The organism is Paenibacillus prosopidis (genome assembly GCF_003337375.1).
GTDB lineage: Bacteria > Bacillota > Bacilli > Paenibacillales > Paenibacillaceae > Pristimantibacillus > Pristimantibacillus prosopidis.
Map to the genome: position 1 here is coordinate 84,344 of NZ_QPJD01000015.1, position 26,232 is coordinate 110,575.

The 26,232-nt window shown below is 49.6% G+C and carries 21 protein-coding genes; 6 read left to right on the forward strand and 15 right to left on the reverse strand.

Features of this window, described 5'->3' with window-relative positions:
- Positions 1–127 precede the first annotated feature (127 nt).
- Entirely contained in the window at positions 128–1,972 is a 1,845-nt protein-coding gene (gene asnB / locus DFP97_RS22045; protein ID WP_114382388.1) for an asparagine synthase (glutamine-hydrolyzing), read from the forward strand.
- 68 nt (positions 1,973–2,040) lie between these two features.
- Here asnB and rdgB read toward each other — a convergent pair whose 3' ends face one another.
- The 3 genes from rdgB to DFP97_RS22060 form a co-directional block, all read right to left on the reverse strand.
- The gene (gene rdgB, locus DFP97_RS22050; RefSeq protein WP_114382390.1) at positions 2,041–2,706 is read right to left on the reverse strand and encodes an RdgB/HAM1 family non-canonical purine NTP pyrophosphatase; all 666 of its coding nucleotides are present in this window, start codon (positions 2,704–2,706) and stop codon (positions 2,041–2,043) included.
- A gap of 6 nt (positions 2,707–2,712) precedes the next feature.
- Complete coding sequence (gene rph, locus DFP97_RS22055; protein WP_114382392.1) at positions 2,713–3,450, reverse strand: ribonuclease PH; 738 nt, start codon at positions 3,448–3,450, stop codon at positions 2,713–2,715.
- A 325-nt stretch (positions 3,451–3,775) separates the two neighbouring features.
- Positions 3,776–4,828, reverse strand: a complete 1,053-nt coding sequence (locus DFP97_RS22060) for a GerMN domain-containing protein (protein ID WP_114382393.1) — start codon at positions 4,826–4,828, stop codon at positions 3,776–3,778.
- 133 nt (positions 4,829–4,961) lie between these two features.
- Here DFP97_RS22060 and DFP97_RS22065 point away from each other — a divergent pair, with 133 nt between their 5' ends.
- Positions 4,962–5,501 (forward strand): phosphatidylglycerophosphatase A family protein, encoded by a 540-nt coding sequence (locus DFP97_RS22065; RefSeq protein ID WP_114382395.1) that lies wholly within the window; start codon positions 4,962–4,964, stop codon positions 5,499–5,501.
- A 128-nt stretch (positions 5,502–5,629) separates the two neighbouring features.
- Here DFP97_RS22065 and glpX read toward each other — a convergent pair whose 3' ends face one another.
- From glpX to DFP97_RS22080, 3 genes are all read right to left on the reverse strand, one after another.
- Positions 5,630–6,604: a class II fructose-bisphosphatase gene (glpX, locus tag DFP97_RS22070; RefSeq protein ID WP_114382397.1), complete on the reverse strand. Its 975-nt coding sequence runs from the start codon at positions 6,602–6,604 to the stop codon at positions 5,630–5,632.
- A gap of 319 nt (positions 6,605–6,923) precedes the next feature.
- Positions 6,924–7,964 (reverse strand): MBL fold metallo-hydrolase, encoded by a 1,041-nt coding sequence (locus DFP97_RS22075; RefSeq protein ID WP_245976528.1) that lies wholly within the window; start codon positions 7,962–7,964, stop codon positions 6,924–6,926.
- Positions 7,961–8,707: a class I SAM-dependent methyltransferase gene (locus DFP97_RS22080; protein WP_114382400.1), complete on the reverse strand. Its 747-nt coding sequence runs from the start codon at positions 8,705–8,707 to the stop codon at positions 7,961–7,963. Before DFP97_RS22080 ends, DFP97_RS22075 begins: the two co-directional genes overlap by 4 nt.
- Positions 8,708–8,906: 199 nt before the next feature.
- On the opposite strand from DFP97_RS22080, the gene DFP97_RS22085 reads away from it, so the two are divergent.
- Positions 8,907–9,968 (forward strand): phosphatidylglycerol lysyltransferase domain-containing protein, encoded by a 1,062-nt coding sequence (locus tag DFP97_RS22085; protein WP_114382402.1) that lies wholly within the window; start codon positions 8,907–8,909, stop codon positions 9,966–9,968.
- A gap of 115 nt (positions 9,969–10,083) precedes the next feature.
- Here DFP97_RS22085 and fni read toward each other — a convergent pair whose 3' ends face one another.
- Positions 10,084–11,145, reverse strand: a complete 1,062-nt coding sequence (fni, locus tag DFP97_RS22090) for a type 2 isopentenyl-diphosphate Delta-isomerase (protein ID WP_114382404.1) — start codon at positions 11,143–11,145, stop codon at positions 10,084–10,086.
- 313 nt (positions 11,146–11,458) lie between these two features.
- Here fni and nagB point away from each other — a divergent pair, with 313 nt between their 5' ends.
- Together nagB and nagA are read left to right on the forward strand one after the other, a co-directional pair.
- Entirely contained in the window at positions 11,459–12,184 is a 726-nt protein-coding gene (nagB, locus tag DFP97_RS22095; protein ID WP_114382406.1) for a glucosamine-6-phosphate deaminase, read from the forward strand.
- Positions 12,185–13,378, forward strand: coding sequence for an N-acetylglucosamine-6-phosphate deacetylase (gene nagA / locus DFP97_RS22100; protein ID WP_114382407.1), 1,194 nt, complete (start codon positions 12,185–12,187; stop codon positions 13,376–13,378).
- Between the two features lie 292 nt (positions 13,379–13,670).
- Here the strand turns inward: nagA and DFP97_RS22105 are convergent, their stop codons facing one another.
- The 7 genes from DFP97_RS22105 to citZ form a co-directional block, all read right to left on the reverse strand.
- Positions 13,671–14,453, reverse strand: a complete 783-nt coding sequence (locus DFP97_RS22105; protein WP_114382409.1) for a DeoR/GlpR family DNA-binding transcription regulator — start codon at positions 14,451–14,453, stop codon at positions 13,671–13,673.
- A gap of 2 nt (positions 14,454–14,455) precedes the next feature.
- Entirely contained in the window at positions 14,456–15,412 is a 957-nt protein-coding gene (locus tag DFP97_RS22110; RefSeq protein WP_114382411.1) for a sugar kinase, read from the reverse strand.
- A gap of 36 nt (positions 15,413–15,448) precedes the next feature.
- Positions 15,449–15,877, reverse strand: coding sequence for a hypothetical protein (locus tag DFP97_RS22115; RefSeq protein ID WP_114382413.1), 429 nt, complete (start codon positions 15,875–15,877; stop codon positions 15,449–15,451).
- A gap of 204 nt (positions 15,878–16,081) precedes the next feature.
- Entirely contained in the window at positions 16,082–18,238 is a 2,157-nt protein-coding gene (gene recQ / locus DFP97_RS22120; protein WP_114382415.1) for a DNA helicase RecQ, read from the reverse strand.
- A gap of 319 nt (positions 18,239–18,557) precedes the next feature.
- Positions 18,558–19,502, reverse strand: coding sequence for a malate dehydrogenase (gene mdh / locus DFP97_RS22125; protein WP_114382417.1), 945 nt, complete (start codon positions 19,500–19,502; stop codon positions 18,558–18,560).
- Between the two features lie 293 nt (positions 19,503–19,795).
- Positions 19,796–21,091, reverse strand: coding sequence for an NADP-dependent isocitrate dehydrogenase (gene icd, locus DFP97_RS22130; protein WP_114382418.1), 1,296 nt, complete (start codon positions 21,089–21,091; stop codon positions 19,796–19,798).
- A 115-nt stretch (positions 21,092–21,206) separates the two neighbouring features.
- Positions 21,207–22,319 carry a citrate synthase gene (citZ, locus tag DFP97_RS22135; RefSeq protein WP_114382420.1) on the reverse strand — a complete coding sequence of 371 codons (1,113 nt, stop codon included), beginning with the start codon at positions 22,317–22,319 and terminating at the stop codon, positions 21,207–21,209.
- A 306-nt stretch (positions 22,320–22,625) separates the two neighbouring features.
- Between citZ and DFP97_RS22140 the strand changes: the two genes are divergently transcribed.
- Positions 22,626–24,173, forward strand: a complete 1,548-nt coding sequence (locus DFP97_RS22140) for a Ppx/GppA family phosphatase (RefSeq protein WP_114382422.1) — start codon at positions 22,626–22,628, stop codon at positions 24,171–24,173.
- On the opposite strand, the gene ppk1 is transcribed toward DFP97_RS22140, so the two are convergent.
- Positions 24,145–26,214, reverse strand: coding sequence for a polyphosphate kinase 1 (gene ppk1 / locus DFP97_RS22145; RefSeq protein ID WP_114382423.1), 2,070 nt, complete (start codon positions 26,212–26,214; stop codon positions 24,145–24,147). The two genes, DFP97_RS22140 and ppk1, sit on opposite strands and share 29 nt — an antisense overlap.
- Positions 26,215–26,232 lie beyond the last annotated feature (18 nt).

The following is a 26,232-nucleotide window of genomic DNA, read 5'->3' on the forward strand; positions in this document are numbered from 1 at the left end:
TTTCCTGCTTCCCATACTTTTGCAGCTACCTCTAGCATCCCCCGTCGGACAGACATTTTATCCCTTTTTTCAGCATATAACTGATATTATCGCTACTGGAGACCAGCTAAAGAGAGGAATGAGATCGATGTGTGGAATTACCGGCTGGATCGATTGGAACCGTGATCTGACTAAGCAAAGCGAAAGCTTAGAGAAGATGACCGACACTCTTGCACCGCGCGGTCCCGACGCTTCCGGCACGTGGATATCGGCGCATTGCGCCTTAGGGCATCGGCGTTTATCCGTTATTGATCCTGAAAACGGAGCCCAGCCTATGATTCGTCATACCGGCGATGACAAATATGTCGTTGTGTATAACGGCGAATTATATAATGCTCTTGAGCTTCGGAAGGAATTGGAAAGCAGAGGAAGAGCGTTTACGACGAATTGTGATACGGAAGTGCTGCTTGTCGCTTTCATGGAATGGGGGAAAGCGTGCGTAGAGCGTTTTAACGGGATATTTGCTTTTGCCATATGGGATGTTGCCGAGCAGGAGCTCTTTCTTGCGCGCGACCGGCTTGGCGTAAAGCCTTTGTTCTATAGCACGCAGGACGGTCTATTTATTTTTGGCTCGGAGCAAAAATGTATATTGGCGCATCCAGCGGTAAAACCCGATGTAGGAGCGGAAGGATTAGCCGAAATCTTTATACTTGGTCCTGCCCGTACACCAGGTCATGGCGTATATAAACATATTAGCGAGCTCAGACCCGGTCAATGTATGTCGGTCAATCATGCAGGCGTTAAGACCGTTACGTATTGGAAGCTGGAGAGCAATCCCCATGAGCAGGACACGGAAGCAACAGCTGAGCATGTTCGGGAGCTGCTAAAGGATACCGTTGAGCGCCAGCTCGTTTCGGACGTGCCAGTCTGCACGCTGTTGTCAGGCGGTCTTGATTCCAGTGCCTTGACGACGCTCGCCGTCCGCTATTACGACCAGAACGATCAAGGAAATGTGCACACCTACTCGGTCGATTATACGGACAACGACAAGCATTTTCAGGCTCACGCCTTTCAACCGAACAGCGATGCGCCTTGGATTGAAAGAATGACCTCACACCTAGGCACCATTCATCATTCCATTCAATTCGATACGCCTGAGCTTGTCGGGGCATTAAAGGACGCTACATTCGCCCGCGACCTTCCCGGCATGGCTGATGTCGATGCGTCGCTTCTGCTTTTTTGTCATGAAATCAAGAAGGATGCTACTGTCGCCATATCCGGTGAGGCGGCTGATGAAATATTCGGCGGCTACCCTTGGTTTCACCGCGAAGAAGCGCTTAATGCACGCACCTTCCCATGGTCGCTCGCTTCCGCAATGCGCGCCGATTTATTGGCACCGGACGTTGCCGCGTGGATTAAGCCGCTCGATTATATCGGTGACCGGTATGCGCAGGCAATTGCGGAGGTACCTCATCTAGACGGAGAAAATGAGCAGCTCAGAAAAATGCGGCAAATGTCTTATTTGAACATTACCCGCTTCATGCCTACGCTGCTCGACCGGAAGGATCGGATGAGTATGGCCGCTGGCCTCGAGGTTCGGGTGCCATTTTGTGACCACCGCCTGGTCGAATATGTGTGGAACATCCCCTGGGAAATTAAAACGTCGGGTGACCGGGAAAAAGGCATTTTGCGCAAGGCGCTGCGCGGAGTATTGCCGGATGATGTTTTGACCCGCAAAAAAAGCCCTTATCCAAAAACGCATAATCCGAATTATTTAGCTGCCGTTAAAGGCCTGCTGCTTGAAGTGCTGAATGATCCAACCTCCCCGCTCCTACCGCTTATTAATGTAAAGAAGGTCAGAGAGCTTGCTGAGTCGGAATCAGCGAGTTCGAACATTCCTTGGTTCGGCCAGCTCATGTCCGGCCCTCAGCTGTTCGCCTATCTTTATCAGGTGAATTTGTGGCTCAAACAATATAAAGTAGTAATTGGATAAAAAAAACAACCCTGCCTGCTTCGAGCCAATTAAGGCTTCATGCATTCGGGGTTGTTCTATTGTTCAAGCTATTGCGCTTGCTCCAGCAGCGGAAGCAGCTTCTTCAGAGCTTCGCCGCGATGGCTGATTTGCTGCTTCTCATCCTTCGTAAGCTCCGCCATTCCGCGGCTGAGGCCAGGAAGCCAAAATAGCGGATCATAACCAAAGCCGCCTGTGCCATGAGGCTGATCCGTTATCCAGCCCTCCACTGTACCTTCCGCTTCCAGAAACTTTCCTGTCGCCGGATCATACAAAGCAAGCGCACATACGAACTCCGCTTTGCTAAGCAGACGCGAACCGTCAGGCAGTAGCTCCACAGCCAAAGCTTCTCTGCGCGCGTGTATAAGATTCAGCTGCTTCAGAAGCTTCGCGTTATTGTCGCTGTCTTTCGCTCCCTCACCTGCATAACGGGCGGAGTAGACGCCCGGCTCACCATTTAAAGCTTCCACCCGTAAGCCTGAGTCATCAGCCAGCACAGGTACACCGAGAGCGTCGCCTGTCGTCTTCGCTTTAATCCGGGCATTTTCCAAGAACGTTAATCCGTCTTCAATAATATCCGGAATTTGCGGGTAATCAAGCAAGCTTGCCGTCTTTTTGCCAAGCTTCTCCAGTGCATGGGCGAATTCTTTCACCTTGCCGGCATTTTTGGTCGCAATAACGATGGTCTCATGCGAAAGAATTGATGGGATCGACATAAAAAATTAACCTCCGATACGAGCCGCGAGCGGTCCGAGCACATCCTTTTGTTTGATGATCAGCTCCGTGATCCCCGCTTCTCCGAGTGCAAGCAATTGGTTCAGCTCATCGCGCGAGAATGGCGCTTCTTCACCTGTTCCCTGCACTTCTACGAACTTGCCGCTGCCGGTCATAACGACGTTCATATCGACCTTCGCCTTCGAATCCTCATCATAATTAAGATCAAGCAGCGCCTTCTCCTGGATGACGCCGACGCTGACAGATGCCAGAAAATCGGTGATCGGGTATTTTGCGAATTGCACTTTTTCCGATATTTTGTTAATCGCGAGCGAAAGGGCAATGAATGCGCCGGTAATAGAAGTCGTCCTCGTGCCGCCATCCGCTTGAAGGACATCGCAGTCCAGCGTTATCGTCCGCTCTCCGAGTGCCTGCAGATCAACAACCGAGCGCAGTGCGCGTCCGATCAGCCGTTGGATTTCCATCGTTCTTCCGGTGAGCTTCCCCTTTGCCGCCTCGCGAATGTTGCGTGAGTGAGTCGCGCGCGGGAGCATCGCATATTCAGCCGTAATCCAGCCTTTGCCCTGTCCCTTCATAAATGGCGGAACACGTTCCTCAACGCTTGCTGTACACAAGACCTTCGTATCCCCAACCTCGATAAGGACCGAGCCCTCCGCGTATTTATTTACACCTGTCGTTATTGTTACCGGCCGAAGCTGGTTCGTTTGCCGACCGTCAATTCGCATGTAAGTAGCCTCCTGAGTATTTCTTTCATCATTAAGTTCGCTGATTACAAATGGCTATTTGGGTAAATCATCCTTACGATCGCTTTCGTTCCCAGATTTTTTTGCATTTAATAAGACATTTAGCGGTAAAAATCCGGGAACAAGAAACGACCACTTCGTTTCTTTAGAACGATTTTCCCACTACGCCACATAATCTTATTCTAAAACGAACCACTCTATAATCTTTCCTATTTTACCAAAGTGCCATACGAATTGCATCCGATCCTTTGGAAAAAGAAAAAAGGGAGACGCCCGTCCCCCTTTTAATCGTCCTGTTATTCATGATTTACGATTTGATTGCATTGACATGATGCGGTCTGCCGACTGGCTGGCTATAGGATTTATCAGCGTCATCTACGATGTTTGTTTCTCCATTGAGCCTGATTTGAACGCTGGTTGCTTCTGTATTTTCAGTGATGGATAGGACAAGAGCCTGCAGCATTTCCGCCGGTACCTTCTGTCCAGCTTCGTATGCCTCATCCTGCAAATCAACGGTAACGATATCATCCTTTTCTTCAATGCTCTTCACCTGTACGTCCGGCAAAATGACGCTGGTCAGCTCTTTCTTATTAAGCGGGCCTGAGATCAATTGCTCGAGAGCAGCCTGAGCCGTCGATTCCGTGCGGGCAATAAGGCGGGTAACAGGCACGTAGTATTGCTCGTCGTTTTGGGTCTGTGCTGAAAAGTAGAGCGTTACCGGCGTGGACTGCGCGTAGTTTACGCCGTCGGCAGCTTCAATATTGATCCCTACCGCCCTGGTGAGCGTATCGTCCAGCGGGAAGCCGTCGACTGGCATTTCCGGTAATTTCGCACCTTCATACCAGATTTCGACGCCTTCAATACCCGTCATTGCCGTTAGTGTCCACGTGATCGCTTCAACGATTTTCCGCTCGTCTTGAGCATTATAATCGGCAAAGGGCTCTGAAAACTCAACGATAGCCAGCTTCTGCTCTTTGTCGTATTTGTATTGTTTAATTTGTGTTCCTTGCGGTATTACCGCATGGAAATCTTCAGGAAGCTGGTCGGCATAAGCACCGTTTTCAACCATCATCTCAAGTGCTTTCTGGGCTGCAACTTCATTGGTGCCAAGCGCGGTCTGCAATGAGATTGGCGCTAAATAGCCGTTCCGGTCCTGCAGGTAAACGGTCATTTGCGTTTCTTCGCCTTGCGGGGAAGCCTGTCCGGTTCCAGCACCGTCTATTCCGTCTTTTACCTCTACCTGCGGCGGATCAATCGATTTGCCTGTCTCCTGTGAAAATAATCCACATCCGGCTGTCAGAAGGGGCAGCACCAATACACCGGTAATCGCAGCGCCCCGAATCCATCTCTTTTGAATCATATTCGTCTTTCCTCCCTAATCATTTTTTGCCTGGCGGCTTTGTACAACTCCTTATTTGTAGTACTATGTATACGAGCCCTTCCCTGTTTTAGACCAGTTTTGTCCACATAAAATCATGAGGGGGAACAGAAACATGTCCAATCCGGAAATTTACAGCCTCAACAGCCGCAAGGTCGCGGATGCAACAGATGAATGGCTCGTTAAGCGCGGAGTAACGAAGCTGGCGATCGCTGAGCTCGTTCACTTTTTGCAAAAGGATTATTTCCCTGACCTAACGCCGGAGGAATGCATTGTGCATGTCGATGCCGTCCTATCCAAGCGCGAGGTGCAGAATGCGGTATTGACTGGCATTCAGCTTGATATTCTCGCTGAAGAAGGCAAGCTGATGGCGCCGCTGCAGGATATGATTAAATACGACGAGGGGCTTTACGGCTGTGATGAAATCTTGGCGCTGTCAATTGTTAACGTATACGGCAGCATTGGCTTTACAAACTTCGGTTATATCGATAAGCTGAAGCCCGGTATCTTGGTCAGGCTGAACGATAAGAGCGACGGTCAAATCCATACGTTTCTGGATGATATCGTCGGCGCGATAGCCGCATCGGCGGCAAGCCGGATCGCTCACCGCAAACAGGCAGAAAGAGAAGGCGTCACGCAGCCTCCTCTCGATTAAGGCAATCAAACGATAGCAGAAGGAGCAGCTTGTCCAACGGACATTCGCTGCTCCTTTTTTCATAGGCGATAATAAAGAAATGGGACTGTTCCTTCGGTCTTCGACCAGCAGGAGCAGCCCCTATTTTTCTATTTATTATCATTATTTAGAAACGGCTTATTCGGTAAATAGTGCAGTGAACGTACGTACCGGATTGTCTTCGTCTTCGCGCGCATGACGATGGAATGCGTCTCGGCCCGTTGATCCGGGAAATAATGTACACCACCGAGAAACTCGCCGGGCGTTACGCCTGTTGCCGCAAAATAAACATCTCCCGTACCAATCATATCTTCCATGGTGAGCACCCGGTACGGATCCTCGATTCCCATCTGGACGCAGCGATTATATTCATTGCTGTCCGCTGGCATCAACCGCGCCTGTAACTCTCCGTCCAGGCATTTTAACGCTGCTGCCGCCAATACGCCCTCTGGCGCTCCGCCTGAACCAACATATAAATCGATACCCGCCTCCGGAAATGCGGGAGCCATAGCGCCAGCTACATCGCCATCTGACAAAAACTTGATACGGACGCCGACCTTGCGCAGCACCTTCACAATAGACTCGTGACGAGTACGGTCCAAAATCATGACGGTTAAATCCGAAACCTTCTTGTTTAATGCATCTGCCGCTTTTTGAAGCGTCACTTCCATAGGATCGGTAATGCTCAGCTTCCCTACAAGCGCCGGACCGAATGCAAGCTTCTCCATATACATATCGGGCGCATGCAGCAATTGACCTTTGCCTGCAACCGCTATAACTGACATCGCATTATTTAAGCCCTTTGCTACAATTTCCGTACCTTCAAGCGGATCAACCGCAACATCCACCTCGGGACCGTTAAGACTGCCGACTTCCTCCCCGATATAAAGCATTGGCGCTTCATCCATTTCCCCTTCGCCGATAACGACCGTTCCGCGGATCGAAACCGAATCAAACATCGCCCTCATCGCCGAAGTTGCCGCACCGTCTGCGCTATTCTTATCGCCTCTCCCCATCCATGGTGCGGATGCCAGCGCAGCCAATTCCGTTACACGTACAAGTTCCAGTGCCAATTCTCTCTCCATTATCCAATCTCCCTCTGGTCTCTTATGACGGAATAAGTAATAAATGTGCATGATGAGGTTTTTCCGTTATTTAATATGTATCATATATTTATATATGTCGCAATATATATTTTGCATTCTTCATTAAATCATCATAAAACTATATTATGTGTGTTAAACAAGCGTAAACGGCTGTCGCCGTCCTTAGCGGCAAAGCTCGTTTCGCGGTGAAATATAAGCTTATTTATAAGTGTGAAACATATAAATTCTTATATTTTAAAAAAAGAGCTTTCCTTGAGGCAATCTGCCTAAAGGAAAAGCCCTTTTTCTTCCACGACTTTTAAAGTAAGGTTGCGGCATATTGATGAACGCCGTCCACGACAGCGGAAGCAATCCGCCCCCGCCTCTCCAGATAAACCAGATGAGCGATCGTCTCCGACATCGCAAATCGTAGATTATGCGGATTTTCGCGAAGTCGGCTGCCGAACAATACCTCACACATCCCGAAAGCGGTGCGGGGCTCTTCCGCGAGCATCGCAACCATCCGCTCAAGCCTGCGCTCGTGGTGCTGCTGCAGCTCCGTGATGCGGCCGGTGAAATCCGTGAATGGATCACGGTGCCCCGGAAATGCAAGCTTGACTTCATAAGCTTTAAGCTCTTCCAAGCTAGTAAGGAAGGCTTCCAGCGGATCTCCTCCCTCTCCCGGCACGACGCTCACATTCGGCGTAATGTGCGGCAGCACTTGGTCGCCGCAGAGCATCCAGCCCCGCTCCTGCTCATAGAAGCAAAGCTGTCCGTTTGCATGACCCGGAGCATCGATCAACAGCCAGTCCATTCCGCCAATTGCGATGCTGCTGCCTGCTTCGATGTAGGTTACCTTCGGCTGCGGCGACACCATTGCGACAAAGGTTTCCAGATTCTCCCCGATAGCCTCTCTTAACTCGGACGGCATCCCATGCTTGCCATACAGAGCCTGCAATTGCTCAGAAAAATCACTGCTTCCTCCCCATAATCTAACCGCATAAGCATGGGAGAGACGCGATATGAACACCGGCGCGCCGCTTTTTTGCTGCACGTATCCAGCCAAGCCATAATGATCGGGATGCTGATGCGTCAATAGGATACGGGTAATATCTGTCCACTGCAGGCCGAGTTTGTGCAGAACGGCATCCCATACACGGATCGCTTCATCCGTCCGTAATCCTGGATCGATCAGCGTATAGCCTTCTTCTTCAGGGAAGAGGTAGCTGTTCACCCATTTTAACGAAAATGGCAGAGGTACCTTCACCTGAACCCATTCCCCATGCCATATCACTGAATCCACTGCTACTTCGTCCGTTCTCGCGGACAAGCTAAACTCGCCTTGCTCTCCACTCATCATCTCGCCCTCCCTGCCATAATCATGCGAGGAGATGTGGCTGCTTCATACCCGGAGCCGTCAACATTCCCGTACAGCTGCTCCAAAGCAAGTCCGCATTCCGCCAAATTCCGTTCAAACCACTCGAGTGAAAACAGCCTGACTCTCTCTAAATATTGCCTCGGCTCATCTTGCTTATAAGGATCGGATACCGTGATCTCCTTCTGCACCCAGCCGTCTTCAATCGACCGAACTTCTTCAATAAGCAAACCCGTATACGCATCACGCCGCTCGGAGCGAGGAACCAAATGCCGTTCCACATAGACCGGATTTAAAAAATCGATTAAAAATGATCCGCCTTTGCGAAGCACTTTCCGAATATTCCGCAGCACGTTAACGTTATCTTCTTCTATCGAGAAATATCCGAATGAGGTAAACAAATTAACCGTCGCATCAAAGCTGCCTGCCTCGAACGGCAGCGCGCGCATATCGCCCTGCACCCATTTAACTGTGCCAGTCTCATCATGTCGACGGGCTTCCTCAAGTAATATATCCGATAAATCGATACCGGTTACGGTATAGCCTAAGCTTGATAGCGCGAGCGCATGCCTTCCCATGCCGCAGCCGATATCCAGTACCTCGGCGCCCTGCGGCAGCTGCAGCCAATCGATCATGCAATGAACTTCTTTGTTCGCATTTTCCCAATTACGATGTTTATAAACGAGCATATAATCAGTGCCAAAGCTTTGTTCGTACCATGCTTTCATGTCCGTGCTCTCCTTCATTATCGGTCGTCCGCTATGTAAATCGTTATGATTACTTATTGTACTTGAATTACGCTATGCTCGCAAAATAGATTCCCATCGGCCTATATTCTATTCTATAATACAAATTGCTAACGTAAGCTCGATAGACATAATTCGATACTGACAACAGCTCAGATACAGCAACTTGGAGGATTTTTCCATGATCGATATCACTTCTGAAAAACGTCTAAAGCAACTGCTTGAAAGCTGCGGACACACTTCACACACTCATTTATATTACCTTGGTGATAAGGAATGGTTCTGGGATTCTGATTACGAGGCTTTAATCGTGTACCGTTCGGTCGGGAAGAGAAGAATTGTGCTTGGCGACCCTATTGGGAAACCCCAGTCCATTAGACAAGTCATCGAGCAGTTTATTGCAAACTGCTATGAAAATAAATGTATGCCGGTATTTTATCAGGCAAAATCCTCATATCTGCCGCTTTATAAGCATTTTGGGCTGCACTGTGCCAAAATCGGAGAAGAAGCTCAAGTAGATTTGTCCAGCTTTCATTTGAATGGCAAGCACTGGCTTAAGCTGCGCAATCGTATAAATAAATTTAAACGTAACGGCTTCTCCGTCGAGGTTCTGTTCCCGCCTTATTCCGATTCATTCCTGAAGCGTCTTCAAGCCATATCGGATGAATGGCTCAGTAATCGGAAGGAAAAAAGCTTCTCCGTGGGGTCTTTTGCAACGGAATACGTGAGCCGATTTCCTGTTGCAGTGTTGGTTGGCCCAGATAAAAATTACGAGGCGTTCGTGACGGTCGCAGGTGATCATCGTCAATTTGCTACGGGTCAGGAAGAAGACTCCGTTCGCCGGCGAATAACCGTAGACCTCATGCGTTATACGAAAGCATGCCCGCACGGCACAATGGATGTTCTGTTTCTTTCGCTATTCTTGTGGGCCAGGGAGCATAACTATGCCCTTTGCAGCTTGGGCATGGCTCCCTTAGCCAACGCGGGCGATTTTATCATAGGCAAGCTGCTGTACAAGTACGGGAGCAAGCTGTATAACTTTAAGGGGCTGTATGAATATAAGAATAAATTCGGACCAAAGTGGGAGGATGTCTACTTAGTTTATCAGCCTGCTTCAGTTTACGTTACCATTGCGCTGCTGGCGTTAATCATTCATACGCCCGAGTCCAAAAAGCTTTCACTGGATCATAGTCCTTCCAAAGGTTTCATAAATAAAGACTCTATTTCAAGGAGACGGGCTTAATTGTTCGCAGCGGTATAAATCAGAGCGTTATCAAAGGGAACCTACTCGAATAAATAAACGGCAGAGGGACTGCTCATAGAGCTAACCCTCTGCCGTTTAAGAAAGCTTGTACTGCTTATTCCAATCTAGGAATAAGCCTCTTCGTCTGCCGCAGTTCACTTATTGTTCCTGCGCCGATACCAAACATCGCTGTCCGAAGTTCAAATTCAATCCGTTCGAATTGCAGCTTCAACTGTTCTATTGATACTTCGCTATTACCGTTAGCTGCTTGCGGGAGCAAAACGCGCCCGAAGCCAGCCAAGTTCGCGCCCAAAGCGATCGCTTTGGCCGCATCCACTCCATTACGCAAGCCGCCGCTCGCAATAACGCTCGCAGCCGGCAGCTGCTTGCGAATTTCCACGATGCTTTCAGCAGTAGGAATGCCCCAATCGGCAAAAGCTTCTGCCGCCTGTCTGCGAAGCGAATCATTCGACCGGTATTTCTCCACCTGGCTCCATGATGTTCCGCCTGCGCCTGCAGCATCAATGAATGCGACGCCAACACGATCAAGCGCGGCCGCCGTATCTCCATCGATTCCCCAGCCAACCTCTTTCACGCCGACAGGCACGCCAATTGACTTGCATACCTGCTCAATTGCCGATAGCAAGCTGCGAAAATCAGTGTCGCCCTCCGGCTGAAATACCTCCTGCATACTGTTCAAATGCAGTACGAGCGCATCTGCCTCTGCAATTTCAACTGCTCTTCGGCAAGCATCTACACCAAATCCATAATTAAGCTGTACCGCGCCTATATTTGCGATGACAGGTACGGTAGGAGCATCCTTTCGAATAGAGAACGAGGCAGCCAGCTCCTCGTTCTCTATTGCTGCGCGCATGGAGCCGAGCCCGATAGCCCATCCCCGCTCCTCAGCCACAATCGCTAATCGGCGGTTAATGGCTCCCGCTTCATCAGTACCGCCTGTCATGGAGCTGACAAGCAAGGGAGCTCCCAGCCTCTTGCCGAGCCATTCCGTACTCAGCTTCACCTCATGAAAGGACAGCTCCGGCAGCGCATTATGTTTAAACCGGTACCTCTCGAACCCAGTCTCAATACCTACGCTATTCACTTGCTCCTGTAAGCAAATGCGTATATGCTCTCCTTTGCGCTTCGCGGTAGCTGCTTGTTGTTCTACTGTCATGCTTGTTCCTCCCAAGCGTAAACGGCTGATGCCTTTTATAGCGGTGCAGCTCCAGTTTCGCTTCTCTATCTTTTCACAACATCGTTAGTTTGCGCTTAGGGCTAGGTAATCTTACACTTAGCCGGCTACGTACAAGCATAGCATATTTTTTCATATCTCGCTCCCAAGCCCTGTGGATTTGAACATCCACGAAGCTATTTGTCCGTTTATGATTTTTGCAATCATTAAATTGATTTTTACAATCATTTTTTATTGTTAATCCGTCGAAATTCATATAATATAAAATCAACGAATCCACCGAGGAGGCACATACATGGAAATTATCATTTTTGATACTCAGCAGCAATTAGACGCGTACGCCGCAGAGCTGATCGTTAATACCGTAAACCAAAAACCAAACGCCGTATTGGGGCTGGCAACAGGATCGACACCTATCGGAATTTATGACAAAATGGTAGAGTTGTACAATCAGAAAAAAGTAAGCTTCAGCAGCGTGACGACCTTCAATCTCGATGAATACGTCGGATTGCCGCCGCAAAACGACCAAAGCTATGCGTATTACATGAACAAGCATTTATTTTCGCATATCGATATCCCGGAAGACCGGACGCATTTGCCGAACGGGATGGCGGATGATATTGACGCGGAGTGCATACGTTATGATGCGATGCTCGAAGCCCAACCAGTCGACATTCAGCTGCTTGGCCTCGGCCATAACGGACATATCGGTTTTAACGAGCCTGATGTCAACTTATCCGGCGGTACGCACGCAGTGAAGCTGAAGGATGAAACCCGCGAAGCGAACGCTCGCTTCTTTGCTTCCATGGACGAAGTTCCAACCTATGCGGTTACGATGGGTGTAGGCTCGATTTTGAAGGCAGACACCATCGTATTGGCCGTTCGCGGAGCTGATAAAGCGGAAATTGTAAAAGAAGCGCTGACAGGCCCAATTACGACAAGTGTACCGGCTTCATTGCTTCAAACACATGCACGTGTAATCGTACTGCTCGATCGCGAGGCAGGAAGGATGTTGGATTAAATGAATAGCAGCTCTGCTAACTGGCTCATTCGCAATATTAATATCGTACTAGAGGATCGTGTGGTGACGGGAAGTGTCATCGTTCTGAATGGCCGCATAGAACGGATTATTTCACATGAAAGCATGGATAAAGCAGAGCTTGCCGAATCGCTAGAGTCAATTGACGGACAAGGCGGATGGCTGCTGCCCGGCTTTATCGACATTCACGTTCATGGCGGCTTTAGCGCAGACTTTATGGATGCGGACCGCGAGAGCTACGATACGATTACCCGGTTTCATGCTTCGCAAGGAACAACAGGAATGCTGGCGACGACGATGACCGCTTCCAAAGAAGCGATTGAAGCGGTGCTTCAGGCAGCAGCAGAGTACCGATCAACTGAAATGCCTTTTGCCGCTCTATATGGCGTTCATTTGGAAGGTCCATTCATAAGCGAAAAGTGGCCCGGCGCGCAAAATCCTGCCCACATCAAAAACCCTCAGCTCGACTGGCTGAAGAAATGGCATTCGGAATGGCCGGATCTCATTCGTTTGCTTACACTGGCACCAGAGAAGCCGGGGGCTATTGAAATGATCTCATGGCTTGCTGAACAAGGAATAATTACTGCTTGCGGGCACACCGATGCTGTATACACTGAAATAGAAGCTGCGGCGGACGCCGGACTTTCCCATGCGGTGCATACGTACAATGCGATGCGCGGCTTACACCACCGTGAGCCTGGAACGCTTGGTGCCGTGCTTACCGACGACCGCATTTATGCCGAGTTGATTGCCGATGGCGAGCATGTTCATACCGCAGCAATCCGGCTGCTGCTTGCAGCGAAGCCGGCGGATAAAGTCATTCTAATAACTGACGCCATTTCGGCAGCAGGCATGCCGGACGGAGACTACGCGCTAGGCGGCTTGACCGTCGTCGTGAAGCAAGGCGTCGCGCGTCTGCGCGAAGGCAATGCCCTGGCAGGCAGCAGCTTGACAATGATACGTGCCTTTCGCTTCATGCTCGATCATACGAGCTTGTCCTTACCAGAGGTGAGCCGTATGGCAAGCGGCAATGCAGCAAAACAGCTTGGAATCAGTGACCGCACCGGTTCGATTACTGTCGGTAAGCAAGCCGATCTCGTCTGGACCGACGCGCAGTTCAACGTTCGCCGGACATGGGTGCAAGGCCGTTCCGTTTATGAGAATACGGTGAAATAAGCGTCCGGCTACATGAACTGGAAAACCTCCTGCTAATCTTGCCCGCATGCGCTCTCTGGGATCATATTGATGGAAAACCTCCCGATAATCGAGCGGAAAATCCCTTCTACACGGGCAACTTGCCGAATCAGAGGAAGGAATTCCTGTTAAATTAGATATAACATCAAAACATAAAGAATAGTGGGAGCTTTTCCTGTTCATCTAGCCGGGACGAAGGGATTGTACTCTCCAAACCGAAGGACAAAAAGACGGTATCTCTTATAGTAAGAGGATACCGTCTTTTTCATTTTTACTACCCTGTTACATGTACAGAAATGCCATACGCCTCCATTTGAGCCGCAAGCTCCTCGGAAAGCGGGACATCGGTAATGACTCCGCGCAGCTCAGATAATGAAGCGATGGAAAATAGCGACGTCCGGTCTGTTTTCGTATGATCAAATACGGCGTACGTCTCTTGCGAACGTTTAATTAGCGCTTTCGCAATTTGCGCTTCCTGCTCGGAATAAGTCGTAATGCCGCCGGCGGCAGAAATACCATCGACGCCGATAAACATTTTGCCGATATTCAAGTTTCCTACCATTCCTTCACCGAGCGGACCGCATAGCTCGAAGCTGTTGTGCCGCATAATACCGCCTGTCACTACAACTTGAATTTGGCTGCCCGCCAGTTCCATTGCAATGTTAACCGCATTGGTCACTACCGTTATTCCCTTGCGGGACTTTAATGTCTTCGCAATTAAGAAATTGGTCGTCCCGCCGGATAAACCGATGACATCCCCTTCGGTAATTAAAGATGCAGCCAGCTCGGCAATACGCTCCTTCTCCAAAATGGACAGTCCTTCCTTCTCGGCAAAAGGAAGCTCGCGCACCGTATGCATGCCGTCATACATCGCGCCGCCAATTGTGCGGATGACCGGATAGTCCGCTTCCATCTGCTCGAGATCCCTGCGGGCCGTCGCTTCGGAGCAGCCGAAACGCTCGACCATCTCTGGGATCGTGACCCGTCCCTGCTGCTTGAGCAGCTGCAGCACCGCCTCCCGGCGACGCTGTCCCTTGGAGCCGTATCCATCCGCCATTGTCAGCGCTCCACCCATGCTTTGGCAGACAAGCGCTGCTCGACGATATTCCACTCCGGCAGCGCTTCCCAATCGCCGCGCATTTGAACGACTAGCGAGCCGTTAATACTGGCAAGCCGCACCGCTTCAACAGGCGTCATCCCCTTCATAATACCTGCCAGGAAGCCTGCGCAGAAGCCATCTCCCGCCCCTACCGTATCGACTACCTGCTCAGCCGGATAGAAAGGCAGGCTTTCTTCTTGCCCATTATTTAATATGACTGTCGTATCGCCTTTGCCTTTAATAATGCTGACAGCCTTCAACTGATTCAGCTGTTCTTTAATATGCTCGTAATCGTCGGTATCATAAAGCAGCTTAAGCTCGTCCCAGCCCGGCAAAAAGTAATCCGCATCGGCCGCGATCGGCAGCAGCGTCTCACGCGCTTGTTCAATCGACCACAGCTTAAGCCGCAAATTCGGATCAAAGCTGACGAGTACGCCGGCTTCCTTCGCAATGTCGACGGCACGACGCAGCGTCTTACGGCAATCTTCGCTGAGCGCCGCAGTGATACCGGTTACATGAAGCAGCTTGGCGCCGCGAATATATTCCTCGTCCAGCTGCTCAGGCTTCATTCTGCTGGCAGCCGAATGCTTTCTGAAATAATGGACGGCAAGTTTTCCCGCAACATGCTCGCGGAACATCATGCCTGTCGGCGCATCCGCATGAAGCTGCGCCCGCGAAATGTCCACCCCTTCGCCGCGCAGCGTCTTCAGGATGATTTTGCCAAATGGATCGTCGCCCAGCGCGCCAAACCAACCTACCGAGGAGCCCAGCCGCGCAAGCCCGATTGCGACATTGCTTTCCGCTCCGCCGAAGCTTTGCTCAAGCGTTGCGGCACGTTCGATGGACTTATGCTCCTGTGGCATAAATAAAGCCATTGATTCGCCAAACGTTATAATATGAGGTGATGATTCATGCACTTTGCAATCCTCCTACAGTGTTCTTATTTATAACTATTAACTCTCAATCATCGGAAACATCATGAAGTAAATAATGACGATATAAAGCACCAGAATGATCAAGCTCATAACGCGCGCTTTGTTAATATGAGCTGTCGCGCTTTGTCCCTCTTGAATGGAGGAGACTACACGTTTTAGCGGCTTCGATACGATACCGCCCAGTGCGGCTATACCCAGGAACAATAGAATAATGATAACCATCCATGCTACCGTATAATCGGCCTGCGACATCAAATATCCGCCCGTCAGCAGCTGCACGATGAGGAAGTATTGGGCAATCCGGTTTGCAGACAACAGTCCGTCGGCCAAACCGCCTTGGCCTACTCCAGCAAGCTTTGAAGCTCTTCCTACCATAATCGGGAGCACAATATAGAATCCCATTCCAACCGCACCTAATACATGCAAAAACAACATTGCATTAAACATTTTTAAACTCCTCCTGTTTTGGAAAAACATAAAAAGCTAGCCGCAATTTCCAAAATCATATAATACGACTAGTTTATCAGAAATGAGATTTTTTTCAAACAAGCGTAAACGGCTGTCGCCGTCCTTTGGAGGCACAGCTTACGTTTCGCGGTGAAATATAAGCTAATTTATAAGTGTTAATCTTATAAATTTTTATATTTTGACTTAACCTTTGAGACCATATTTGCAAATTACACCGTGTATTGCGAAGTAGGCAATCTCCTCCGGGAGCGCATCCTTTATAGGACGCAGCTTGTCCGCGCCCAACTGTTGAATGGCTTCAACGATTTGCTGCTCATATTCGGCAGGGATGATACGGCTCCAATCAAGCTCATGCCCTTCCTCTGCGCTGCGGATCAAATGCCCCTCAATCGTAACCTTACTCATTCCTCTTTCCTTTGCAATCGACTCCGGCTCCTGTCCGGCTAGAAATAGCTCGAGTGACGCCAAATGACTGGCCCGCTCGTCTGCTGTATTCACCCGTTTTTTCGTAACTGAAGCTTGCTTGTATCTCGTATCCGTTATTGCTGAAGCTGCTGCTTCATCCCCGAATGACCGGATGATTTCAAGCAATCCGTCACCGTATTTGTCTGCTTTCGCCGCGCCTATTCCTTTTACCCCCAGCAGCTGTTCAACCGTTTGCGGCTGCACATTAGCAATCTCCCTTAGCGTCGCGTCAAAAAACAGCATGAATGGCGGAACGCCTTCCACGGCCGCTTTCTCCTTGCGCCACTGCTTAAGCGCTTCAAACAACGGCGAAGCGCCCATGCTGTCAGAAGTCGCGGCCTGCCGGACGGTCGCACGCACCCGCTGCATGATCGGCTCACGGCCCTCGAGAACCGGAAGCGCGTTAGCAGTCAGCGATACAACCGGATATTGCCCTTCGCTTAACCTTAAGTATCCTTCTGCAACTAGCCAGTAGAGCCAGTCGGTGATTTCCTTCTCTGGCAAATGACGCATGAGACCGTAAGTAGACAAACGGTCAAGTCCGAACTCCAGCAGCCGTTTATCGCGGGAGCCCTTCAGCACTTTAGCCGCCATCGTCACACCGAAACGACCTTTCATCCGCCCAACGCAGGATAAAGCCATCTTCGCTTCATCCGTCCGATTGACGGGTTCGCTTTTGTCGAGGCAGCTGCTGCATTTGCCGCATGCTTCTACGCCGGTTTCGCCGAAGTAATCAACGATAAACTGCTGCAAGCAGCGCTGTGTCCGGCTGTAATTCATCATCGTATGAAGCTTGGACAGCTGGATAGACTTTCGATCCATGTCACCGGTGCCTTGCTCGATTAGGAAGCGCTGCACCTGCATGTCTGCAGGCTCGAACAGCAGCACGCATTCACTTTCCTCGCCGTCGCGGCCTGCGCGGCCCGCTTCTTGATAATAGGATTCGATATCGCCGGTCATTTGCCAGTGCAGCACGTAACGGACGTTTGGCTTATCGATCCCCATGCCAAAAGCATTCGTTGCGACCATCACGCGAATTTCGTCAAAACGAAATTTTTCTTGGGTTTGAGCCCGTTCTGCGTCCGATAATCCGCCATGGTACTTACCGGCTTGGATACCGCTTCGCGTCAATTGCTCATAGACGTTTTCGACTTCTTTGCGTGTTGCCGCATAGACGATACCCGACTGCTCTTTGCGTTCCGCTACATAGCGTTCGAGAAACCTTCTCTTTTCGACGCCGGTAACGACAGAGAGCGATAAGTTCGGCCGCGCAAAACCGGTTACGAACACGCTCGGGTTACGAAGCTTGAGCATATCGGCAATATCTTTAGCAACCTCATTAGTGGCGGTAGCTGTGAACGCGGCAACGAGCGGCCGGTTTGCCATTCTGGCAATCCAACCGGCAAGCTGACGGTAGCTGGGACGGAAATCATGTCCCCACTGCGATACGCAATGCGCTTCATCAATAGCAATGAGCGGTATTGCAAGCTGCTCCGACAGCGACTGAAACATCGGCGCATCTAATCTCTCCGGCGCTACATAGAGCAGCTTGTATTCCCCTTGCATTGCGCTCCGCATGACGTCCCGGTACTCCGCCGCTCCAAGTGAGCTGTTAAGGAATGCTGCCGATACCCCTAGCCTCTTCAGCGCATCCACCTGATCCTTCATCAAGGATATGAGAGGTGAAATGACAAGTGACGTTCCGGGCAGCAGCATCGAAGGAATTTGATAACAGACCGACTTTCCTCCGCCGGTTGGCAAAATAGCGAGTGTGTCCCGTCCATGCAATATGCCTGAAATGATGTCCTCTTGTCCTTTACGAAATGAATCATAGCCGTATATCTGTTTTAAAGCTTGTCTTGCCTGTTCGATCAATCTGTATCCCTCCTAGGCACGATGAGAAAACCTCTATCGAGGCCTCTCAAGGATGAGCGACCGTGTTTAGAGGTAGGTTTTATCGCAAAATAGAATTTGTTCTTCCGCCAACTTGGAAACTTATAAATTCTTTTGGGGTAGACAAGGAGGACCCTGGCAGCATACTGTCAGGGTCCTCCCAAACGCATTTATTCAAGCGTAAACGGCTGTCGCCGTCCTGGCGGCAAAAGCTCGTTTCGCGGTGAAATATAAGCTTATTTATAGGTGTGAAACATATAAATTCTTATATTTTATAAAATGCTTATGTTCGTTATTTAGCTTAGCCCGCTGTTACGACTTGGATGACGTTGCGGACAGATTGTGCGGATTTATCAAGCGCTGCTTTCTCTTCAGCAGTCAGGTCAAGCTCGAGTACTTTCTCGATGCCGTCGCCGCCGATGATTGTCGGAACGCCCATGAACAGGTTGTCATAGCCGTATTCGCCTTCAAGCAATGCGATAACCGGAATGATCCGTTTTTTGTCTTTCAAAATCGCTTCTGTCATTTGAACGAGCGATGCCGCTGGTGCATAATACGCGCTGCCGTTGCCAAGCAGGTTAACGATCTCGCCGCCGCCAACGCGAGCGCGTTGAACGATTGCTTCAATACGTTCTGCCGGGATCAGCTTCTCGATTGGAATACCGCCAACGTTCGAGTAACGAACGAGAGGTACCATATCGTCGCCGTGTCCGCCCAGCACGAAGCCGCGAACGTCTTCAACGGATACGTTCAGCTCTTGTGCAATAAATGTACAGTAACGAGCCGTATCCAGTACGCCGGATTGACCGATTACGCGGTTTTTAGGGAAACCGAGCGTTTGGAATGCTGCATAAGTCATCGCGTCAACCGGGTTGCTCAGGATGATTACATATGCGTTAGGGCTAGTCGCTTTTACGTTTTCGCAAACGGATTTTACGATACCCGCATTCGTGTTAACGAGGTCATCACGGCTCATGCCCGGTTTACGAGCGATACCGGCAGTGATAATTACGACGTCGGAATCTTTTGCATCATCATAATTCGAAGTACCGATGATACTAGCGTCAACGCCGAGTACAGGTGTTGCTTCTAGCATGTCGAGCGCTTTGCCTTTGGTCGGGTTTTCAAGCGGCGCGATATCGACAAGAACAATATCGCCAAGTTCTTTCTGAGCAAGCATCAGCGCAGTAGTTGCGCCCGTAAAGCCAGCGCCTACAACCGTAATCTTTTTGCGTTTGATAGCCATTAGAATAAACCCTCCCAATAATGAGCTCATCAAAAGGGGACGCTTAGTCTCCTTTCACATGAGCTGATAGTTATTTGCTTTCATTTGTTATAAGTCTGAACTAAACGTCCAACTCTCAAACGTAAAGCGTGTCCCGCAGGGACGAAAGCGCTCTTCCGCATCAGAAGCTTCCAAACATCTCTGTACTTCCAACGTCCCTCCCCCTTGCAGGTGTCCAGAGGGCGCAGCGCCTCGGGGTCCTCCCTTGGAAGGGAGGATTTAGGAGGGTTCGAAAACGCCTTTTAAGGCTTTTACTACATATTTTTAATAACTTCGTCTGCGAAGGCGGAGCATTTCACTTCAGTTGCGCCTTCCATTAGGCGTGCGAAGTCGTAAGTTACTGTTTTGTTGTTGATAGATGCTTCCATACCTTTATAGATAAGGTCAGCAGCTTCTTGCCAGCCAAGGTGCTCAAGCATCATAACGCCGGACAGGATAACGGAGCCAGGGTTAACAACGTCTTTGTCCGCGTATTTCGGAGCAGTACCATGTGTGGCTTCGAAGATCGCGTGACCAGTCAAGTAGTTGATGTTTGCGCCTGGAGCGATACCGATACCGCCAACTTGTGCAGCCAATGCATCGGACAAATAGTCACCGTTCAGGTTCAATGTTGCAATAACGTCGAAGTCAGTTGGACGGGTAAGAACTTGTTGAAGCGCGATATCCGCGATTGCGTCCTTCACGACGATTTTGCCAGCAGCTTCTGCTTCAGCTTGCGCTTTGTTGGCAGCTTCTGTACCTTCTGCTTCTTTGATGCGGTCATACTGGCCCCAAGTGAATGTTTGCTCGGCAAATTCTTGCTCAGCCACTTCGTAACCCCAGTTTTTGAACGCGCCTTCTGTGAATTTCATGATGTTGCCTTTGTGTACGAGCGTAACGGACTTTTTGCCGTGTTTGATCGCATATTCGATCGCTGCGCGGGCAAGACGCTGCGAGCCTTCTTTCGATACTGGTTTAATACCGATACCGGAAGTTTCAGGGAAACGGATTTTGTTGGCTCCCATTTCTTTTTGCAGGAATTCGATCACTTTTTTCACTTCTGCAGTACCTTCTTGGTACTCGATGCCTGCATAGATATCCTCAGTGTTTTCACGGAAAATAACCATGTTAACCAGCTCAGGTCGTTTAACAGGGGAAGGCACGCCATCGAAGTAACGGACAGGACGAAGGCAAACATATAGATCAAGCTCTTGACGAAGAGCCACGTTCAAGGAACGGATCCCGCCGCCGATTGGCGTAGTCAAAGGTCCTTTAATCGCAACGATATATTCACGGATTGCAGTAAGCGTATCAGCCGGCAGCCACTCGCCATATTCGTTGAATGCTTTTTCGCCGGCAAACACTTCGTACCAAGCAATTTTTTTGCTGCCGCCGTATGCTTTCTCTACTGCTGCATCCAATACGCGTTTCGAAGCGCGCCAGATGTCGCGGCCTGTGCCGTCGCCCTCGATGAAAGGAATAATTGGGTTGTTCGGCACCTGAAGTACACCGTTATCAATTGTAATTTGCTCGCCTTCTGTCGGAAGCGCGAATTTTTCGAATTTAGCCATGAATAAATCCTCCTTGGATATGTACTTGCTTGGCAAGTAGAAGTTAGTTTATTTTCGTGAAAAGGAGAACGAACATCGTTCGCCCTCACTCTTTCCGTTGCATTCGGTTTGAAAATTAACGCTGCTCGATCGGAATATACCTCGCGTTAACAGGACCAACATAATCAGCACGCGGTCGGATCAAGCGGTTATCTTGATATTGCTCAAGAATGTGCGCGCTCCATCCTGATACGCGGCTAATCGCGAAGATCGGCGTAAACAGATCGCGTGGAATTTCAAGCGTCGTATAGACGGAAGCGGAATAAAAATCGACGTTTGGTTTCAAGCCTTTTTGACCCGTAACCATCTCTTCGATCTTAACTGACATTTCGTAGAGCTCCATGTTGCCTGTCAGCTTGCCCAGCTCGCGGGACATTTGCTGCAAATGCTTTGCGCGCGGATCGCCGTTTTTGTATACGCGGTGTCCGAAGCCCATAATTTTTTGCTTGTTTGCAAGCGCGTTGTTAATGTAGCCTTCAACGTTTGCCGCCGAGCCGATTTCTTCAAGCATAACCATAACGGCTTCGTTCGCGCCGCCGTGCAAAGGTCCTTTGAGCGCGCCGATTGCAGATGTTACGCCCGAATAAATGTCCGACAACGTAGCAACCGTAACACGGGCTGCAAATGTCGATGCGTTAAGTTCGTGATCGGCATGAAGTACAAGAGCCTGATCAAGTGCTTTAACAGCTACTGCAGCTGGCTCGCTGCCTGTAAGCATGTATAAGAAATTATATGCGATCGATACCCCTTGCTTTGGAGCTACAGGCTCTTTGCCTTCACGAATACGTGCGAAAGCGGCAATGATTGTCGGCAATTGCGCCTGCAATTTAATGGCTTTCAGTTGGTTCGCTTCAGGGGACATATCGTTAGCGGATGCATCGTACAATGCAAGGCTGGATACTGCTGTACGAAGCGCGGCCATCGAGTTCGTGTCTTTTGGATACAGCTTTAATTGCTCAAGAACTCCGTTCGGAACTGCCGCATATTGATCCAGCTTCTTCTGCAGTCCGTCAAGTTCGGAACGATTAGGTAGTTTACCATACCAAAGCAGGTAGGCGACCTCTTCAAAAGTAGCGTTTTCGGCGAGCTCGTCAATATCAATTCCGCGATACGTCAGTACTCCGTCAATAATCGAGCTGATGGAAGACGCCGCGGCGACAATTCCTTCCAGACCTTTAGTTGCTGTCATCGTTCTCTCTCCTTTAACTTGGGTATAGTTATCAGTAATAGGGATTGTAATTTGTACCATCGCTATTAATCATAAATGATTTTCGCAGTTAAGTGAACAAATACAGACATAAAAATGCTTTATCGGCATCATTAATATTTTTTTCGCACTATATTTCGCGTTCCTCATCGTCTGCTCCAGCAGCATTTTTCCCTAATTGCGCCAATTTTAGCCGCTTCTTAAAACTATTTTTACAGAAGCGAATATAATGGTAAAATGTCCAATAGAGAACTGGCAGTGCAAAATTTGCCGCATCGGAGGCGCTACATGACAGAACAACGCATCGGAATAATAGACATTGGCTCCAACTCCGTCCGGCTCGTCGTATACGAGAGGACAGCGAATGGCGCACATCGTGTCGCTGATAGCAGCAAGCGGCCTGCGAGGCTAAGCGAGCGCTTAGACGAGGATGGACGGCTCTCGAAAACGGCTCTCGATGATCTTATCGACACCTTGCGCCATTTTTCAATGATATGTACGCACAATCATACCAGCCAGATTCGCGCAGTAGCGACTGCAGCTATACGAAATGCCGAGAACCGTTCAGAGATTCTCGAACGGATAAAAGCAGATACAGGTCTAATCATCGAATTGCTATCCGGCGAAGAGGAAGCATCTTACGGCTTTCTCGGCATGATCAACTCGCTCCATATTCGGGACGGATTTCTCATCGATATCGGCGGCGGCAGCACGGAGCTGTCGTTATTCCGTAATCGTGCGCTTGTCCGTACGGTTTCGCTGCCATTCGGCTGCGTAAGCCTTAACAAACGGTTCGGCTCGAAGGGCTTGCTTCAAGACGATGAGCTGAAGGCACTCGAAGCGCATGTTACAGAAGCGTTGCGGCATGAAACGTGGATCGGCGAAGCTCCCGGATTACCGCTTGTAGGAGTAGGAGGCACCGTCAGAGCACTCGGCAAAATGCATCAGGCTGCTCATAAGTATCCTTTTCCGCAAACCCATAACTATCCTATAACCGGCGAGGATACGGATGAGCTGTTTAATCAAATGAGAAAGCTTCCGCTCGATAAGAGACGCAAGCTGCCCGGCTTGTCCAAGGACCGCGCCGATGTCGTTGTTCCTGGGGTAGCCATTCTTCGTGTATTGTTCCAGGCCACAAGAGCCGCTTATTACCGCATATGCGGCGCTGGCCTGCGTGACGGATTATTTCATGCGACGAGGTTCCCGAATCATCCAAAGCTGGATGACGTGCTCGCTTACAGCCTGACGAATTTAAGCGCGCTGCATCCCGAAGCGCCCAAGTACAACGTTATGCAGGTTAACCGGCTCTCACTTGAGCTTTATGACGCATTGAACTTCGTTCATCAATTGCCGCCGCAAACAAGGGTGGTGCTGGACACCGCTTCACAGTTGTTCAGAATCGGCGCTTCGATCGATTATTACGAATATGCCAGACATTCGTTTTATCTCATCATTAACTCGCATCTGAACGGCTTGTCGCACCGGGAAATCATAATGACGGCCGCAGTCGCCTCTTACAAAAGCAAAAACCGGACTCGTCAGCACATATCCGAATATAGAGAGCTGCTGAACGAGTCCGACCTTGATGTCATTTATAAGCTTGGGGCGCTGCTGCAGCTGTCAGCCGCGCTTGACCGGACGGAAACGCAGGCCATTGGACAATTGAATACGCAAAAATCCGGCTCCCAGCTTTTGCTGCGGCCTGTTCATCCGCGAGGCTCGCTCGCAGTCGAGTGCCGTGAGGTTGAAGAACTGGCCGCTGAATTCAAAAAACTATGGGGTGTGTTCCCTGTCTTAGACTATTCGGCTATGCACGGCCCTTCCACGACGATATAACTCTCGCTTCAAATTGACTGCGAAACGGCTGATTGTTATCGTTCACGACATGCTCATAAGTACCATTAGGCTGCAGCTTGCGCGCTTTAACGTTATCGTTAATGTTGAGCTGCAGCATTTTAATTAATATTTGGCGAAGAGTAGTGTCAAATACCGGACACATAAGCTCGATACGCCGGGTCAAGTTACGTGTCATCCAGTCCGCGCTGGACAAATACACTTCCTCTTCCCCATCGTTGTGGAAATACATGATTCTTGCATGCTCAAGGAAACGGTCAACAATGCTAATAACTTGTATGTTCTCGCTTCGGCCGGGTACTCCAGGCCGTAAGCAGCATACTCCCCGGACGATGAGCACGATTTTCACACCGGCCTGGGAAGCTTCGTACAGCTTATCGATCATTTCCTGATTTGACAGCGAATTCATCTTTGCTATGATTCGTGCCGGTTTTCCCTCTAATGCATTTAATCGCTCCCGATCAATGAGACGATGCAGCTTTTCCTTCAAATCAGTAGGCGCAACGCCGAATGCCTTCCACTCATAGGGCGATGAATAGCCCGTTACCTCATTGAATAACGCCGAAGCATCCCCGCCAATTACCGGGTGTGAAGTGAATAATCCAATGTCCGTATACAAGGTTGCCGTGCTGTCATTGTAGTTACCTGTTCCAACATGCACATAGCGTCGCAGCGTCCCGTGCTCACGCCGAACGACGAGCAATATTTTGGCATGCGTCTTTAAACCAACTAAACCATATACGACATGGCAGCCTGCCTTCTCCAGCTGACGCGCCCACGCAATATTACGTTCCTCGTCAAACCTCGCCTTCAGCTCCACAACAACTGTAACCTGCTTACCCGACTCCGCAGCCTTTGCAAGCGCCTGAACAAGCGCAGATTGGCCGCTGACGCGGTACAGTGTCATTTTAATAGCCAGCACATCCGGATCATAAGCAGCCTGCATCACAAAATCATTAACCGCATCAAACGACTCATATGGGTGGTACATCAATACGTCACGTTGTCTTATTACGTCGAACATATCGTCCGTATCATCGAATTCCCGCGGATATACCGGTTCCATCTTTTCATAGCGTAAATTATCATAGCCCGGTAATGCGCCCGCAAACTTCATCAGAAAGCTTAAATCAAGGGGACCATCGATTTCAAAAAGATTGTCCGCGATCTCCAGCTCCTCCATCAGCATTTCGAGCGCATACGGATGCATCCCTTTCCCCACTTCAAGACGAACGGGAATGCCCCAGCGGCGGCGGCGCAGCTCCTTCTCAATCTCCTCGAGCAAATCCTCCGCGTCTTCCTCGTTCAGTGTGATGTCTGCATCACGCGTAAGACGGAACGGATTAACGGAGAAAGGAATATACCCGTTAAACAAAGTATCAATAAATTCTTCAATCAAATCCTCCAAAAGCACGAATTCCGTCTTTTTACTATTCGTCCTTCCTGGCACGGGTACAAATCTCGGCAAAATGGAAGGCACTTGCACAATAGCAAATAACGGCTCCTCTTCTGCCGGATCCCCCACTTCCCTTAGCAAAACAGCCAAATACAGCTCCTTTGTATGAACGAGCGGGAAGGGTCTGCTTTGATCGACCGCCATCGGAGTTAAAACCGGAAATACAATTTCATGAAAATAATCCGAAACTGCTTTTGTTTGCGATACATTAAGCTCATCAAGCGAACGAATAAATATTCCTTCACGGCTGAGACCGCGAAATACTTCCCTGTAAGTACGGTATTGATCATGAACCATTTGCGTTGCTCTTTTTATAAGTCTTTTCCAAAGGCCTGGCGCCGTATAGCCGGTGAAATCGATTTTTGTCAAACCGGCTCTCATCTGCATTTGAATGCCAGCAACACGAACGCTCATAAATTCATCCAAATTGCTCGTGACAATCGCCAAAAACTTAGCTCTCTCCAGCAAAGGATTGCTTGCATCCTGTGCTTCTTGAAGAACTCTTTGGTTAAATTCGATCCAACTCAAGTCACGGTTTACATAGTTGGAAAAATGTTGTCTGGTCATTTCTCACGCCTCCTGCAA